General features: G+C 62.1%; 13 protein-coding genes. 5 read left to right on the forward strand and 8 right to left on the reverse strand.

What is annotated here, in order from left to right; translation table 11 throughout:
• Positions 1-357: 357 nt before the first annotated feature.
• Together fbp and NB231_RS09910 are read left to right on the forward strand one after the other, a co-directional pair.
• Entirely contained in the window at positions 358-1,461 is a 1,104-nt protein-coding gene (gene fbp, locus NB231_RS09905; protein WP_005002317.1) for a fructose-1,6-bisphosphate aldolase/phosphatase, read from the forward strand.
• A gap of 189 nt (positions 1,462-1,650) precedes the next feature.
• Positions 1,651-2,076 carry a hypothetical protein gene (locus NB231_RS09910; protein ID WP_040662182.1) on the forward strand — a complete coding sequence of 142 codons (426 nt, stop codon included), beginning with the start codon at positions 1,651-1,653 and terminating at the stop codon, positions 2,074-2,076.
• A 107-nt stretch (positions 2,077-2,183) separates the two neighbouring features.
• Here the strand turns inward: NB231_RS09910 and maiA are convergent, their stop codons facing one another.
• From maiA to NB231_RS09935, 5 genes are read right to left on the reverse strand one after another with little or no spacing between them, the layout of a single operon-like run.
• The gene (maiA, locus tag NB231_RS09915) at positions 2,184-2,843 is read right to left on the reverse strand and encodes a maleylacetoacetate isomerase (RefSeq protein WP_005002321.1); all 660 of its coding nucleotides are present in this window, start codon (positions 2,841-2,843) and stop codon (positions 2,184-2,186) included.
• Positions 2,840-3,826, reverse strand: coding sequence for a fumarylacetoacetate hydrolase family protein (locus NB231_RS09920; RefSeq protein ID WP_005002323.1), 987 nt, complete (start codon positions 3,824-3,826; stop codon positions 2,840-2,842). The genes maiA and NB231_RS09920 overlap by 4 nt, the downstream gene beginning before the upstream one ends.
• On the reverse strand, positions 3,823-4,116 hold the full coding sequence (locus NB231_RS09925) for a DUF2783 domain-containing protein (protein WP_005002324.1): 294 nt from the start codon (positions 4,114-4,116) through the stop codon (positions 3,823-3,825). Before NB231_RS09925 ends, NB231_RS09920 begins: the two co-directional genes overlap by 4 nt.
• Entirely contained in the window at positions 4,113-5,810 is a 1,698-nt protein-coding gene (locus NB231_RS09930) for an FAD-dependent oxidoreductase (protein WP_005002326.1), read from the reverse strand. The genes NB231_RS09925 and NB231_RS09930 overlap by 4 nt, the downstream gene beginning before the upstream one ends.
• A gap of 14 nt (positions 5,811-5,824) precedes the next feature.
• The gene (locus NB231_RS09935) at positions 5,825-6,778 is read right to left on the reverse strand and encodes an MBL fold metallo-hydrolase (RefSeq protein ID WP_040662186.1); all 954 of its coding nucleotides are present in this window, start codon (positions 6,776-6,778) and stop codon (positions 5,825-5,827) included.
• Between the two features lie 166 nt (positions 6,779-6,944).
• Between NB231_RS09935 and NB231_RS20050 the strand changes: the two genes are divergently transcribed.
• The 3 genes from NB231_RS20050 to paaX all read left to right on the forward strand — a co-directional run bounded on the left by NB231_RS20050 (position 6,945) and on the right by paaX (position 9,442).
• A complete protein-coding gene (locus tag NB231_RS20050; protein ID WP_005002329.1) occupies positions 6,945-7,073 on the forward strand; it encodes a hypothetical protein in 129 nt (42 codons plus the stop codon).
• Between the two features lie 35 nt (positions 7,074-7,108).
• Positions 7,109-8,422 (forward strand): homogentisate 1,2-dioxygenase, encoded by a 1,314-nt coding sequence (gene hmgA / locus NB231_RS09940; protein ID WP_005002330.1) that lies wholly within the window; start codon positions 7,109-7,111, stop codon positions 8,420-8,422.
• Between the two features lie 96 nt (positions 8,423-8,518).
• Positions 8,519-9,442, forward strand: coding sequence for a phenylacetic acid degradation operon negative regulatory protein PaaX (gene paaX, locus NB231_RS09945; RefSeq protein ID WP_005002332.1), 924 nt, complete (start codon positions 8,519-8,521; stop codon positions 9,440-9,442).
• 57 nt (positions 9,443-9,499) lie between these two features.
• Here the strand turns inward: paaX and NB231_RS09950 are convergent, their stop codons facing one another.
• The 3 genes from NB231_RS09950 to NB231_RS09960 are packed head-to-tail and all read right to left on the reverse strand — an operon-like array spanning position 9,500 to position 15,047.
• Entirely contained in the window at positions 9,500-10,222 is a 723-nt protein-coding gene (locus tag NB231_RS09950; RefSeq protein ID WP_005002333.1) for a hypothetical protein, read from the reverse strand.
• Positions 10,223-10,227: 5 nt separating this feature from the next.
• The gene (pglZ, locus tag NB231_RS09955; RefSeq protein WP_005002335.1) at positions 10,228-12,222 is read right to left on the reverse strand and encodes a BREX-3 system phosphatase PglZ; all 1,995 of its coding nucleotides are present in this window, start codon (positions 12,220-12,222) and stop codon (positions 10,228-10,230) included.
• Between the two features lie 2 nt (positions 12,223-12,224).
• On the reverse strand, positions 12,225-15,047 hold the full coding sequence (locus NB231_RS09960) for a helicase-related protein (protein WP_005002336.1): 2,823 nt from the start codon (positions 15,045-15,047) through the stop codon (positions 12,225-12,227).

Raw genomic sequence — 15,047 nt, forward strand, 5'->3', positions numbered from 1 at the left:
GCAACGCACCACGAGATCCACCCGTGGTCGTATCCCGTCGTCTCTTGAGCCCAGCAGGAAGGCGAGCTATACGCCCCCGGAACCGGCAGGGTTTACAGAAGAAGAGCGGAACTCGACCAGTAATAACACTAGCGCAGGCCGCAAGCTGACGCAATGAAATTTTTGATATTTATTGGTGCCATTTTCGAATCGCAGCGGCGCAGCATTAAGAACGGCCGCGCGCCGCTGGAGAGCCCGTTCCCACCCGGAGATAGTTGCGATAGGTTTGTAAATCTTGCGTGCGGATTCAGCGTAGCAGTGCGACGACAGCGTTCACAACTTACGATGCGACAACTCGAAAAGCGGTAGTAGCAACGCATGAAAATCACACTCAGCATCATAAAAGCCGACATCGGCGCCATCGGCGGCCACATGGCACCCTCCGCCCGGCTGGTGGAGACGGTGCGCCGACACGTACTGGAGACGAGCGGGGATCTCCTGCTCGACAGCTACCTAAGCTATACCGGCGACGACATCGCCATGCTGCTGACGCATAACCGAGGCACAGCCGATAAAGCGGTGCATCAGCTTGCCTGGGACGCGCTCATGGCGGGAACTGAAGTGGCACGGGCGCAAGGTCTCTACGGCGCCGGTCAGGACCTCGTGCAAGAGGCCTTTTCTGCCAACGTGCGTGGTATGGGGCCGGCCGTCGCGGAAATGGAGATCGACGAGCGCCCGAACGAGCCATTTCTCTTTTTCGCCGCCGACAAGACCGACCCCGGGGCCTACAACCTGCCTCTCTACTTGGCCTTCGCCGATCCTATGAACACGCCGGGCCTGATTCTCTCGCAAAAGCTTGCCCAGGGATTCCGGTTCGTGATCATGGATGTCACCCACACCGCGTGCGACCGTGTCATCGAACTCGTGGCCCCCGAGGAGCTCTATGACATTGCCGCCTTGCTGCGTGACCCGCAACGCTATGTGGTCGAATCCGTCTGGTCGCGCACCAGCGGCGAGCAAGCCGCGGTCGTATCCACCTCCCGCCTGCGTGATATCGCCGGCAAGCACACGGGCAAAGACGATCCTGTGCTACTGATCCGAACGCAGATGCACTTCCCGTCCACGGGCGAGCTGCTGGCCCCCTTTCAGGTGGGCCATTTTGTGGCGGGCGGGCTGCGCGGGTCACACAATATGCCTCTCATGCCATGCCCTCTGAACACGCCGGTGAGCTACTTTGATGGTCCACCCACCGTTACTTGTGCCGCTTTTGCCTGCCACGAGGGTCGACTCACCGAGCCGGTGGACGCGTTTGCACACCCCTTTTGGGACTCGGTACGTGAACGAACCGCTGCCAAGGCCATGGAGATACGACGCCAGGGCTTTTTCGGCAGTGCCATGCTGCCGATGGCGCAGCTTGAGTATACGGGCGTGGCAGAGCGCATCGAGCAGTTACGGGAGCGGTTTCAGAACCGGACCGAGTAGAAGCGGTGGACACCGAGGATAGTAGCCACCGGGCGCGGCACAGCGTGGGCTCGCGCCCCGGGCTTTTCGCCACGCGGTTGCGGCAGGGGATTTTCTTCGTCTGATCGATTTTGCGCGCGAATTGCGCCGTTTTGTTATCCTGTGACCGCCCAAGTGATTCCATCGGTACGAAACAAGAGGCTAATCGTCATGGCGGCAGCAGAGACGCAGAACGAATTTCAGATCGACACCGAACAGCTCTACCATGAGGAGGTCTTTACCGACCGCCGGGTGGGCAGCATTCTGCGGCTGACACCGGTGACTTCCGATGGTAGCCGGGACACCAGCCGAGCGGTTGTATTTTTAGGGCAGACCCAGGTTCTAACCCAGGCCGGCGCCCTACCGATCAACTTCGAGATCAAGGCCGATTCGCTTAAGCAGGCCTTAGAGCAGTTCGAACATGGCGCCGAGCAGGCAGTCGACGACACTCTCGAGCAAATCAAGCAGCTGCAGCGCGAGGCGGCCTCGTCCATCGTCGTACCGGGGGGATCGGGCGGCGCTGCCGGTCCAGGAGCCGCCGGCCCAGGGGCTCTCGGCAGCGGCCTTCTCGGCGGGGGCGGTGTCAAATCTCGGTAGCGACACCGACCGGCTCAACCAACCTAACGAGCCGGTACGAATAGATACTCAGTACCGAAGCGTTTACGGCGTTTTCCCTGCCAGGAGAGCCCTGGCAGTGGACGATGCTAGCCGGCCTCGCCGCTCGACGCCCCCGGTTGGCGCTCGGGGCGAGCCCGATCGAAAGCAGCGAGCTCCAGACAAGCATCGTTGATGCGCCGTATATTACGATAATTAGCTAAATCCACCTCGAAGCGGTTGGCGTTGAAGACCTGGGGCACTAAGTAAAGATCCGCCAGGGTCGTCTGGTCGCCATAGCAGTAACGCCCGGCCTGCGGATCAGTGGCGAGCATGGACTCCAGCGCCTCAAACCCTTTGTGTATCCAGTGATGATACCAAGCGCTTTGCTGCGGATTGCCGGCATCCAGCGCCGTGCTGAGGTAACGCAATACGCGCAGGTTGTTGAGCGGATGGATATCACAGGCGATCGCTTGCGCCAAAGCCCGGACGCGGGCACGGCCGATGGCCTCGGCCGGCAGCAGGGGTGGCTGTGGATACACCTCCTCCAGGTATTCGCAGATGGCTAGCGACTGGCGCAGCAAGCGACCGTCCTCCGTCTCCAGAGTCGGCACCAAGCACTGCGGGTTCAGGCTACGATAGTCAGGGTGAGACTGCTCGCCCTTGCGCAGATTCACCGGCGCTTGGCTGTAAACCACGCCCTTGAGATTCAAAGCGATTCGCACCCGATAGGCGGCCGTGGAGCGATAGTAGTCATAGAGCTTGATCATTGCGCTCGGTATTCCCGTAGGCGCTGGTCGATGGCCCCGAAGAGGCTATGGCCTGCCGCATCGAGCATCTCGATACGGACCCGGTCACCAAAGCGCAAATACGGTGTCCGCGCCGCCCCGTACGTGAGAACCTCGAGCATACGCCGCTCAGCCAAACAACAAGCGCCTTGGCTGCGATCGGTATTGGACACGGTCCCGGAACCAATTACGGTCCCGGCACTGAGGTGTCGGGTCCGCGCCGCATGGGCGATCAGCTGCGGGAAATCAAACGTCATGTCCACTCCGGCATTGGGCTGACCGAACGGCTGTTCATTGAGCCATACCCGCAGAGGCAGATGCACTTTGGCCCCATCCCAGGCCTCGCCCAGCTCGTCCGGGGTCAGCGCCATCGGCGAAAAAGCCGAGGCCGGCTTGCTTTGAAAGAATCCGAAGCCTTTGGCCAGCTCGCCCGGAATGAGATTACGCAGCGAGACATCGTTGACCAGCATCAACAGCTTGATGTGCGGACCGGCCACCGCGGCTGCGATACCCATCGGGACATCGTCGGTTATCACCGCCACCTCGGCCTCGAAATCGACGCCCCACTCCTCGCTGGCGGCAAGGATATCCTCACACGGGCCGTAGAACCCATCCGAACCGCCCTGATACATCAGCGGATCTGTCCAGAAACTCTCCGGCATCGCCGCGCCGCGGGCTTGGCGCACCAACTCCACGTGGTTCACATAGGCGCTGCCGTCCGCCCACTGGTAAGCGCGCGGCAACGGCGCAGCCAACGTGGACGGGTCCAACGGGAATGCATCGGCAAGCTCACCCGCATGCACTCGCCGCGAGACTTCCTGCAACTGCGGCTCGACGCGGACCCAATCATCCAGGGCTGCCTGCAGCGTGGCTGCGATATCCGGCACCTTGACGGCGCGCGATAGATCACCCGCCACCACAAGTAGCTCACCGTCCCGCCCGTGTCTCAGCGAAGCAAGTTTCATGTTCTCTCCTTTGTCACACGGCACATCACCGCCCGAATTGCGTTCGGCCCGGCCGGGTCCGACCGGCCAGCCGCGCTTGCCGAGCCATCCCCCAGGCCCTCACGCGCAATGCGCAGCGCCTCGTCAAGAATCGCCTGATCGCCGATGTGATTGGCCAGCAGCAGAATGAGCTTGGCGTTGGCAAGGCGGCTTTCCTCATCGGTGAGCCCTTGATGGAGCTCCAGCAGCGCCTGATAGAAATCATCCGGACGCGCCAGCTGCGGTTCGACATTCAGTCGGCTCGGCTTCATGCGATCTGCTCCGAGTGCCGCAGCGTTTGCCCCAAAGCCCGGCGCAGAGCACAGCGCACCGCTTTGAGCTCCAACCGCCGCCAACGGGCACACACGTGCTGATCCGGACGAATCAAATAGAAGGTGCCTGGAGAGCCCCCGTAGCGCCGCTGCACCAACCCGGCCACATCGACGATTTCGCGCCCGTCGGGCCCTTTGCCCGACAACCGCTTGCCCACGACCCGCACCGTGACCGGCACGGCGTCGCTGGCGAGCGCTTGGATGATTCCGGCAACGCGGGCCGATATCTGCCCGTGTGCTGCGGCGAAATAAACGCCTGTGAAGCGATTGCCGAGCTGGTGCAGCAACCAATCCTCGCCCGCGGCCGTTTGGATGGGGGCATCGGCACAGGGTGCGCCCGGACATAAGGCACTGCCGAAGGTCCCGGTATCGGGCGTATTCAATGGCGAGCCGCGCAGCATCGCCGGCACCGAGAGCCGACCGCTATTCACCAGTCGGCGGGCAAACGGATAGTGCTCGGCGAGCATCAGCGTGGCGTCGCGAAAGGCGCGGCTCGCCTCGCTTTTGGGGGTGATAAAATCGGTGCTGCGGGTGGAGTTGAGGATGTTCTCGTCCGCCGCCGGGATGCGTTCAGCATCATAGCTTTCCAGCAGTGCCGCCGGCGCCTTGCCCGCCATCACCAACGCCAGTTTCCAAACAAGATTATCCACGTCCTGGATGCCCCCGTTGGCTCCTCGGGCACCGAACGGCGAGACTTGATGGGCGGCATCGCCGACGAAGAAGATGCGCCCGGCGTGCTGAAAACGTTCCATGCGCCGGCACTGAAACGTATAGACACTCACCCAGTCGAGATCGAACCGGACGTGCTCGCCCAGCATGGCCTTGATGCGCGCAATCACCCGCTCGGGCCGCTGCTCCTCGTCCGGAACCGCGTCCCGACCGAGCTGGAAATCGATGCGCCAGACGTTATCGGCCTGGCGGTGCAGCAACGTCGATTGCCCGGCATGAAACGGCGGATTGAACCAAAACCAGCGCTCCGTGGGAAAGTCCGCCTGCATCACCACATCGGCGATCAGAAAACGGTCCTGAAAGACCTGGCCCCGGCAGGGCAAATCGAGCAAATGGCGGATCGGGCTGCGGGCGCCGTCGGCGACGATGAGGTAGTCACAGAGCATGCGGTAGGCACCATCGGGCGTATCCACCGTCAGGCCAACCCCGTCGGCACGCGGCTCAAGCGCCGTGACCGTGTTACGCCAGCGCAGATCCGTGCCGCCGAGTTCGGCCAGCCGCTCGATCAGGTATTCCTCCAGGTAATACTGCTGGAGATTTATGAACGCCGGGCGCTGGTAGCCGGCCTCGGGAGCCAAATTAAACGCGTAGATCTGGCGCTCGCCGAAGAACACTCGGCCGAGATTCCAGACAATGCCTTTGTTCACCAGCCGCTCGCCGCAGCCGAGGCGGTCGAAAATCTCCAGGGAACGCTTGGCGAAACAAATAGCCTTGGAGCCTTCGCACACGGTGTCCTCGGCGTCGAGCAACACATGAGGCAAGCCGTGGACCGCGCAGTCGAGCGCCGCGGTGAGGCCCACCGGCCCGGCACCGACGATCACTATCGGGTGATAAGCCGGCCGCCTGGCCTCCTGATCGGCCGCCCGTCGATAGGCGTACACCGGCCGCTTGTGCGCGCGTGCCATCGGCCAATCCTCGCTTAGCCGCTCTCGAGCGCCTGCCACATCGCCCGGTCGCGCTCGGCGGTCCAGATCTGCGGCTCCGGATGCTCGCCAGATTCGTCGTAGGCCCGACTCACATTGAAAGGCAGGCAATGGTCGAAGATCACCCAATGGCCGTATTTCGGCTGCAAAGCGCAATAAACCTCATCATAGACCGCCTTCAAGGTCTTGCCGGACTGCCGTGCCTTACGCACCCCTTCGAACAAATCGGTCAGAAAAGCCTGCGTGCCGGCGATGGCCTGCTCACAGCCCGAGCGCGAGGTGAGCGCCGCGCCACGCCCCGGCACGAGTTGCTCGGCTCCCAGTTCGCGCAGGCGCGCCAGCGTGTGCGGCCAGTCGCGCAGATAGGCATCGCCGGTATAGGGCGTAGCGCCGTACTCCACCAAATCGCCACTGAACAGCACCTTCTCGGCGGGCAGCCAGACCAGCGTATCGCCCTTGGTGTGGCCGCGCCCGAGGTGCATAATCTCGACCCGCCGTTTGCCCAACCACACGCTCAGGCCCCCATCGAAGACCAAGCTCGGCCAGGTAAGCCCCGGTATCGAATCGGCGTCTTGGAACAGGCGCGGGAAACGCCCCAGCTCCGAGTCGTAGTCCTGCTGACCGCGCTCGGCGATCAGCTCGTAAGTGCCCCGGCTGGCAATGATGTGCTCGGCGCTGTAAGCCGAAGCACCCAGCACCCGCACCGCATGATAGTGGGTCAGCACCAGATGGCGGATCGGCTTATCGGTAACCTCACGCACCCGCTCGATCAGCGCCTGCGCCATAGTCGGCGTGGCTTGGGCATCGACGACCATGACACTGTCATCGCCGACGATGACACCCGAGTTCGGATCACCTTCGGCTGTGTAAGCATAGACCCCATCGGCCAGCGCCACGAAGGTGATCGCCTTGGGCTCCAGATCGCCCTGAGATGCAAACTGCTTGGCCATCGTCTTGCTCGCCTCCACCGCCCACTTCGCAGCAAGCGCGCTTGCCAAAGTCTTACAAAACGACTTCTATACTATGCCTATAGTGTATCGGAAATTTTAGGAATTGACGGTGCTTCAGCCGCATTTTCAACCATAGATAAGCTTGTACGGGCAATAGTGGGCCAGCGTGTATACGATACAAAATCAAGCGTTAGTGATGATTGTTTTGTGGTTTATTGAAAAACTGAAACCAGCCCTGGGTCAGCATGCCGGAGCGGACTACGCGGGGATGGCGATGCGCAAGGCGGTTTTTTGAGGTTCCCGTAAGGGATATCCGGGAGGATAGGGACCATGGCCGCGGCTGACCGTGAGCTCCAATACATGAGCGGCTTTCACAACGATTTCCAGACCGAGGCGCTGCCGGGCGCGTTACCGATCGGGCGCAACTCGCCCCAGCGCGCGCCTTATGGACTGTATCCGGAACAGCTCAGCGGCACCGCTTTTACCGCACCGCGCGCGGCGAATCGGCGCAGCTGGCTCTATCGCACCCAGCCCTCGGTCGTGCAAGCGGAGTATCGGCGCAGCGGTACCGCCGGCCTGCAGCTACCGAACTGCGACGAGCCACCGGACCCCAATCCGATGCGTTGGGACCCGCTGCCGATCCCCCAGGCCCCAATCGATTTCATCGCCGGTCTGCTCACTTATTGCGTCAACGGCGACATCGCCACCCAGGCCGGCTGCGGCATTCATCTCTACGCTTGCAATCAAGACATGACGGATACTTTTTTCTACGACGCGGACGGCGAGTTGCTAATCGTACCGCAGCTCGGCGAATTGCTCGTTCATACCGAAATGGGGCGTCTTGCGCTCGCTCCCGGCGAGATCGCCGTCATCCCGCGCGGGGTGAAGTTTCAGGTGCGACTTGCGCCCGGCACGAAGACCGCGCGCGGCTATGTCTGCGAAAATTTCGGCACTTTGCTCCAACTCCCCGAGCGGGGACCGATCGGCGCCAACGGTCTGGCGAGCGCACGCGACTTTCTTACACCGATCGCCGCCTATGAGCAGCGCATGGGCGATTTCACACTGCTCGCCAAGTTTCAAGGCCATCTCTGGGCGTGCACCTTGGATCACTCGCCGCTCGACGTGGTGGCCTGGCATGGCAACTACGCCCCCTACAAGTATCCGCTCACGCGCTTCAACGTCATCAACACGGTCAGCTTCGATCACCCGGACCCCTCTATTTTCACGGTGCTGAGCTCACCAAGCGCTACACCAGGAACCGCCAACCTCGATTTCGTCATTTTCCCGCCCCGCTGGCTGGTCGCAGAAGATACCTTTCGCCCGCCGTATTTCCATCGCAATGTCATGAGCGAGTTCATGGGGCTAGTGCACGGTGCCTATGATGCCAAGGCCGAGGGCTTCCAGCCCGGCGGCGCCAGCCTGCACAACTGCCTTACACCGCACGGCCCGGATGCGAAGGCCTTCAAGACGGCCACGCAGACCCCACTGCAACCCGTCTATCTAAGCGATACGCTCGCCTTCATGTTCGAGAGCCGCTACCCCTACCGCGTCACGGCACAAGCGTTGAACGCCTCTTTCCGCCAACACGACTACGTGCAAGTGTGGCAAGATCTAGCCCCGCAGTTCGATCCGCCTCCGGGTTGATCGCCAACCTTGCGGCTGGTTGCGGAGCTACTAAACCCGACCCCAAGTAGCGCTAGAGGGAGGAGGTGGCTAGCCCAGCACGCGGGTCACCCGAGCATGTCGAAGATCCAAAGCATCGAACAGCTCATCGAGGAGTTCCGCTCGCAGCGTCCCATCCGCGCCGGCTCTCTGATCATCACCGCCTATGGCGATGCCATCGCGCCGCGCGGAGGCACGGTCTGGCTGGGCAGCCTGATTCAGCTGCTCGCGCCACTCGGACTCAATCAACGCCTGGTGCGCACCGCGGTGTTCCGCCTGACCAAGGAAGGCTGGCTCAGCTCCGAGCAAATCGGCCGACGCAGCTATTACAGCCTCACCCGCTCGGGCTGGCGCAGCTTCGAGAAGGCCTATCAGCGCGTCTATGCCGGGCCACAGCAGGATTGGAGCGGCGAATGGACCCTGCTGCTGACTTCGCTGATCGCCAACGGCACGCGCGAGACGCTGCGCAAGGAGCTGGGTCAGCTCGGCTTTGGCAGCATCGCCCCCGGGGTCATGGCCCACCCGATGCCGCCCCCGGGCGCGTTCACGGCCACGCTGCAGGACCTCGGGGTGCAAAACGAACTTGTTATCATGAAGGCGCGCAACGAGGGACTCCCCACCTCGCAGCCACTCAACCGTCTGGTACGGACCTGCTGGAACCTGGAGCAGCTTGCCGGCGACTACCAGCAATTCCTGGAGCGTTTCCGCCCCGTTTGGCGAGCGCTCAAAAGCGCCAAGCGGCTCGATCCGCAGCAATGCTTTCTGGTACGCACCTTGCTGATCCATCAGGTGCGGCGGCTGCTATTGCGTGACCCTCAGCTGCCCGATGAAGTGCTGCCGCAGGGTTGGAACGGCACCGCGGCGCGGCGGCTCTCCCGCAATCTCTATCGGCTGACTTATCGACTCGCCGAGGAGCATCTGGCGCGGGTCCTGCAAACGGCGGAGGGGCCGCTGCCGGAACCGGCGCAGTACTTCTACCAACGCTTCGGTGGCCTGACTTGAGCGGCGCGGCCGTACGACGGCTGAATACATGGCTTTTGGCAAAAACATCAGCAATTGTCACTGGCTAACCTGTAGGCACACGCATTGATTCCCAGCGCCCTCCCGCTTCAATTCCAGATGTGGACTCTTCGACGCGACGTATCCAAGCGGCTGGTCGAGCACGAATGGATAGATCACAGCCAAAGACGCCAGCGACGGAACCGACACTGCTTTGCCGATGTAACGTAATGCCGCCTCGATCAGCCACGCCACCATCTGCGCATCGCCAACCACGATCGACTCTAGCCGCACGAGGCGTTTACCTTTCTCGACGCGTTCGATCGCCCCCCAGCTAGTCTGCGACTGCAGCACCATGTTGGTCATCCGGTAGGTGCCTTCTCGCTCGCCGTAGGTCTCGCTCATTCGACGATGGACCTCCGCAGAAGCGCAGTCACCTTGTAGCGCCGAAAGGCGCCCCACGAGCTCTGACACTTTCCCGAAGAACGGATAGGTCGCAATGGCCATCCCCCAGGTCAGCGCAGAGACAGCCACTCTCGGGTCGGCTTTGAAAATCCCGGTACCCCGGTCTGCGAAATCGACGAGTTCAGGCCGTGGATCCAGCCATAGCCGATTCAACACGGTTCGTGTCTTCTTGCGCGCCGCCACACCCAGGCCAGCCGCGTCCAGCAAGTAATTCAGCTCATCGAGCGAACCGAGTTCAGCACGCACTCTGAGTGCAGCAGCCGCCCACTCGAGCGGTATGAACCGATCAAAGCCAATTTGCGGTGCTGACGGCGCCATGCGATTCAATTTACGTAACTCACTTTGACGAAGGGCACCAGCAGCTCCTCCACGGAGACTCCCCCGTGAACAACGACCTGCTCGTCCTTCGGCACAAACGCGCCTCGCGCGCCTGCGAATAGGGGCATGAAGTTCGCCGGCAGTCCCGCTACGTCCAAACGAAATGCTTCGGGATTGGCGGCTGCCGCATCCGCGACCAATGCCTCACTACGATAGGTTCTGACCCGCTCGCCGCGCAGTTCGGAGGCAACGCCCTGGTTTGGGCGACCGATCCCTACAGCTTCGACGTTGCCGTGGTCTGCGGTCAGGTAAACATGAAATCCATTGTCCAGCAGGAGCGCAAACAGGCGATCCACAAAGCCCGATTCGCACCAGCTTGCGATCTGTGCCGATATGCCTCTCTTACCAAGCACGGCGCCATGGATGATCTCGTCGACCGTGTCTATGACGAGTCCGACCACCTTCACGGCAGGATTCGTCAGCGCTGCCTCGAGCGCCGGCAGGTCGTCGGTACGCTTGATAGACTTGCGGTACAGGACCTCGTTCGCACGAAGACCATGGTCTTGCCAGAACCGAGCCCAAAGGGAAGGCTCGCGCGAAGTTGTTTCGATGCTGTCGGCGAACTCGCGCGGGCGCAGCCCGGAGAACAGCGCCTGCCGGGACACTGACGTCAAGGTTGGCAGCCACGCGAAGCAGGCATTCTCTTCGAACATCAATCGCTTCGACTGATTGATGACGCTCTCACGAATCTGGGTCCACTGGTCAACGGCCAGCCCGTCGAACACCAGAAGCGCAAGCCGTTCCTCGCCGCTATCCCTGCGCATAGCTAGAAAACGAGGTACATGGTGAACCATAACGGGCCCTTTGGCCGCCGGCAACGATGGTAGATCCGCGAAATGCTTCCCCACCCATTCACGGAGCCTACCGTCGGCAGAGACGACCAGGTCCAGCAGCGCTTCCTTGACGCTCTCGGCGCGGGCTGAATCCAATCGATGAGAGCGCGATATGACCTCGCCCAGGCGACGCGAGAAATGGGTCCAGTCGCGGTGCGGGGACTCGATCGCCGGCATCTCGGCGGCCAGATTCTTTATCCCTTCGATCACCAGATTTCGCATCGACGCCGGGTCCTGGACGACCCCCGTCCTGGCCCATTCCGGCAAAGCCGCCGACTCGCCCGCAACCGCCAGCGGGTGCAGCTTGCCATCCAGGAACATCGAGTCGACGATCACCCGCACGTCGTGATGATCGAAGGGTATGTCAATCTGGGGAACGTAGTCCGGCGACGCAGGCTCCCCTGTTCTTGTACCCGTCAGCCCCAGCTTGGCCAGGTAGCGGTACCAGGCGTCTTGCACCACACGCAGCGTGAGGCTCTTTTGCGAGAACAACTCGGAGATCGGCAGACTTTTGAAGGCGCTATGCTCACCGACGACCTGTCCCACGTGCAGCGCGAGCAGCGGCGGCAGTGCCGCCTCGCGGTAGTGCAGCCGAAGAAGTTCACGCCAAAGGTCCTCTGGACGCGTGATCAGATGTGGACTGAGCCGGAAAATATGCGTCAGCATGAACTCTTTGGTCGCGGCTTCGCCCAGCGCCTGATGGGCGTGCCGCGCCTGCGCCTCGAACAACGGCTCGAGCATCTCACCGCCCAGCTGCCGCACCACGCCGTAACTCAGCTTGGGGAACAACTCGGCGAGGCTCAGGCTCAGCCTCCGCGCTTGACGCAGATAGTCCCAGGGTAAGTCACTGACGTTCGTGCTTCGCAAATGCAAGACCAAGGCGGGGGATGGAGCCGGTTGGCCCTGATCCCACGCTGCTCGATAGCGTCCCTCGTACTCCGTACGGAAGGCAACACTGTCCTCGAAGGGCAGCACCTCGAAGCCGCGCTCGCGCAGCCCAGACAGCACCTGCTCGTCTAACAGCACATCGTCCGGATCGGCGATAATCCAGAGCCGGGCCAGATCGGCCGGAAACTCCTTCAGGATGCGGCCCACCCAAGCCGTCATGCTCAGGCGCCCTCCGGGTGACCCACGCGAAGCAACAACACCGCGTCGAGATCCGGCGTGCAGACTTCCGCATCCGCTAGCGACGCCATACGGGCCTCGTGTTCAGCTTCGAGCCTCCTGCGTCGGTGCTCTCTGACCGCGGGCAATCCGATGCGGCCTATCGCCTGATAGCGCGACTCGAAAGCATACCGCGTCCGCTCGCGTTCCTCGGCGAGCCAAGTACGGTGCTCTTCCAGCAGATCCGCAAAAAGCCGCTCCCCTTGCGCCTTGGCCGCAGCCAGCGATGCTTCGAAGCTGCTTGAAGCGTTCTCCACCTCGACGTCCGGCGCGAGCGACACCGACTCCGTCAACAGCAAATCCCAGATCCGCTTGGCGGTCGGCACAAAGGTGCGGCCGTCTTCGGTAACGAAGATGGGTAAGAATCGTCGCCGGCTGAAATTCTCGGAGACGTGGGACGCGCTCAGGCTGATTTCCCACAGTGACCACACCCCTCGCACCGTATCGGGCAAGCCTGTGACCGCGGCTACAGCCAACGGCTGTCCAGCGACGTGGCGCGGCAGCTCACTGATCACTGCGCGTGCGCGTGGGTCCTCGAGTGTGATCCACTCCATTTCTGGGTTCTGCTCCGCGGTGCGCGCGTCGAAGCAGACACAGGGTGACTCGCTGCCGTCGACCCACTTCACGCGCCATGCGTCGCCAACTCTCTCAGCTGCGCCACCGCGCGATGGCAATCCAGCGGTGATGGCACGCTCCAGCCAATATTGCGCCGGATGGTCGCGCCACTTACGGGCATCATCCACTTCAAGCGTATGCTCCTCCGCCAGCAGGTCAGCATCCTGGCGATTCGCCGCTACCCTCTGTCGTACCTGGTCGATGACCGCATCGCATTCCTTGTCGATTGAAGCCGGGTCTTGCAGTCCATGCACGAACAGCTCGTCGAAGATCGGTTCTACCTCTGCCGAGTCCATCACATCGGCCGCCTTATCGACGCCGAACTCTTGTGCAATGACGGAGAGCTTCTCCCCCAACACCTCGCGCACCCGGTGTTCGACCGTGTCTTCCAGCACGAAGTTTATGGCTCGTACGACATGCGGCTGGCCGATTCGGTCCACGCGGCCAATGCGCTGCTCTAGCCGCATCGGGTTCCACGGCATATCAAAGTTGACGATGACATGACAGAACTGCAGATTCAGGCCCTCGCCGCCTGCGTCCGTCGAGATAAGCACTCGTGCGTCTCGCGAGAAGACCTGCTGTGCACGCGTGCGCGCGTCCAAGTCCATTCCACCGTTGAGCAACGCTATAGAAAAGCCCCGGCTTTCCAGGAACTCCGCCAGCATGGCCTGTGTGGGCACAAACTCGGTGAAGATCAGCACCTTGAGCTGTGGGTCGTTCTCTTCCTGCTGGAGTTTGTAGATCAGCTCGAGCAGGGTCTCCGCCTTGGCATCTGTTCCTTGGTGTTCCGTCTCGATAGCAAGGTCGAGCAACAGCCCGACCTCTGCCTTCTCGCGCTCCCAGCCACTACCCTGGATCACCACGTCGAGCTGCGCTTGGCCGTCAAGTTCGGTCCACTCGTCCAACTCGGGCCTATCAACGAGCTGCGTCTGCGCCTGCGGGGTCTCCAGCAGAGCCCTGCGCTTCTCCAGGGTCGTGCGGATGGCAGCCGTACTAGACGTCACCAGCCGCTGCATCAGGATCATCAGAAATCCGATATGTCGCTGCTTGGCCGCCATTGCCTGGTTGTAACCATGACGCACGTAGTCGGTCACAGCCTCGTACAGTCTTTGCTGGGCGGCATGGCGCTCCTGCCACGCCACCGCCTGCAGGCGCGTCGTCCGTGGCTTGAACAGGGGCTGTCCCTCGGCATCAATGGCAGCACGCTTTTCCGTACGGATTACGAACGGCCGCACCCGGTCACGGTTGATGCTGCTCTCATCCGGAAAGGTTTCCCGGTCCAGCAACTGCATCAGCCGCATGAACTGGTCGGTCTTGCCCTGGTGAGGGGTAGCGGACAGCAACAGCAGATATGGCGACGCCTCGGCCAACGCAGCGCCCAGCTTGTAGCGGGCGACCTGATCAGTGCTACCGCCAAGCCGATGCGATTCGTCGATGATCACGAGATCCCAAGAGGCGGATATCAGGTCTTCGAAGCGTTCGCGGTTGTAGGTGGCCAGCTGCTCCACGCTCCACCCGCGCCGACCATCAATCGGCTTCACCGAGTCCAGCGAACAGATCACCTGATCATGCATACGCCAGAGGTTTTCGTCCCCCTGGGTACCGTTGTCACGCCACTGACGGAAGGCAGCCAGTTCAGATGGTTCGATGAAACGAAAGTGCTCACCGAAGTGAAGGCGCATCTCCGCCTGCCATTGGCGTACGAGTCCCTTCGGTGCCACCACCAGCACCCGCTGCGCCATGCCACGAAGCTTCAATTCGCGCAGAATCAGACCGGCCTCGATAGTCTTTCCCAGCCCGACCTCGTCTGCCAGCAGGTAGCGGATGCGGTCGCGGCTCATGGCACGATTCAGGGCATAGAGCTGATGCGGCAGCGGCACCACGCTCGACTGGATCGGTGCCAGTAGCAGGTTGTCCTCGATCGCGTCGAGTAGTTTTGCCGCTGCCGCCGTGTGCAGAATCTGCTCCACGGTCGGGCGCACACAGGAGAGGTCGCCAAGATCCTGGTCTCGGGCGCGCACCAGCGCATCCTTGGCCGGTAGCCAGACGCGGTAGGCAGTCTCACCCCAAACGTCTTGGCGATCGACTACCCGGCAGGGTGATCCCTGTCGGGCGTGCCAGCACCAGTCGCCGATGGCGAAGCCCTCGCTCAT

Source organism: Nitrococcus mobilis Nb-231, assembly GCF_000153205.1.
Taxonomy (GTDB): Bacteria; Pseudomonadota; Gammaproteobacteria; order Nitrococcales; family Nitrococcaceae; genus Nitrococcus; species Nitrococcus mobilis.

Excerpts from the sequence above, each read along its gene's own strand:
- fbp (WP_005002317.1), top strand. The coding sequence starts at position 358 with ATGAAAATCACACTCAGCATCATAAAAGCCGACATCGGCGCCATCGGC.
- NB231_RS09910 (WP_040662182.1), top strand. The coding sequence starts at position 1,651 with ATGGCGGCAGCAGAGACGCAGAACGAATTTCAGATCGACACCGAACAG.
- maiA (WP_005002321.1), bottom strand. The coding sequence starts at position 2,843 with ATGATCAAGCTCTATGACTACTATCGCTCCACGGCCGCCTATCGGGTG.
- NB231_RS09920 (WP_005002323.1), bottom strand. The coding sequence starts at position 3,826 with ATGAAACTTGCTTCGCTGAGACACGGGCGGGACGGTGAGCTACTTGTG.
- NB231_RS09925 (WP_005002324.1), bottom strand. The coding sequence starts at position 4,116 with ATGAAGCCGAGCCGACTGAATGTCGAACCGCAGCTGGCGCGTCCGGAT.
- NB231_RS09930 (WP_005002326.1), bottom strand. The coding sequence starts at position 5,810 with ATGGCACGCGCGCACAAGCGGCCGGTGTACGCCTATCGACGGGCGGCC.
- NB231_RS09935 (WP_040662186.1), bottom strand. The coding sequence starts at position 6,778 with ATGGCCAAGCAGTTTGCATCTCAGGGCGATCTGGAGCCCAAGGCGATC.
- hmgA (WP_005002330.1), top strand. The coding sequence starts at position 7,109 with ATGGCCGCGGCTGACCGTGAGCTCCAATACATGAGCGGCTTTCACAAC.
- paaX (WP_005002332.1), top strand. The coding sequence starts at position 8,519 with ATGTCGAAGATCCAAAGCATCGAACAGCTCATCGAGGAGTTCCGCTCG.
- NB231_RS09950 (WP_005002333.1), bottom strand. The coding sequence starts at position 10,222 with ATGGCGCCGTCAGCACCGCAAATTGGCTTTGATCGGTTCATACCGCTC.
- pglZ (WP_005002335.1), bottom strand. The coding sequence starts at position 12,222 with ATGACGGCTTGGGTGGGCCGCATCCTGAAGGAGTTTCCGGCCGATCTG.
- NB231_RS09960 (WP_005002336.1), bottom strand. The coding sequence starts at position 15,047 with ATGAGCGAGGGCTTCGCCATCGGCGACTGGTGCTGGCACGCCCGACAG.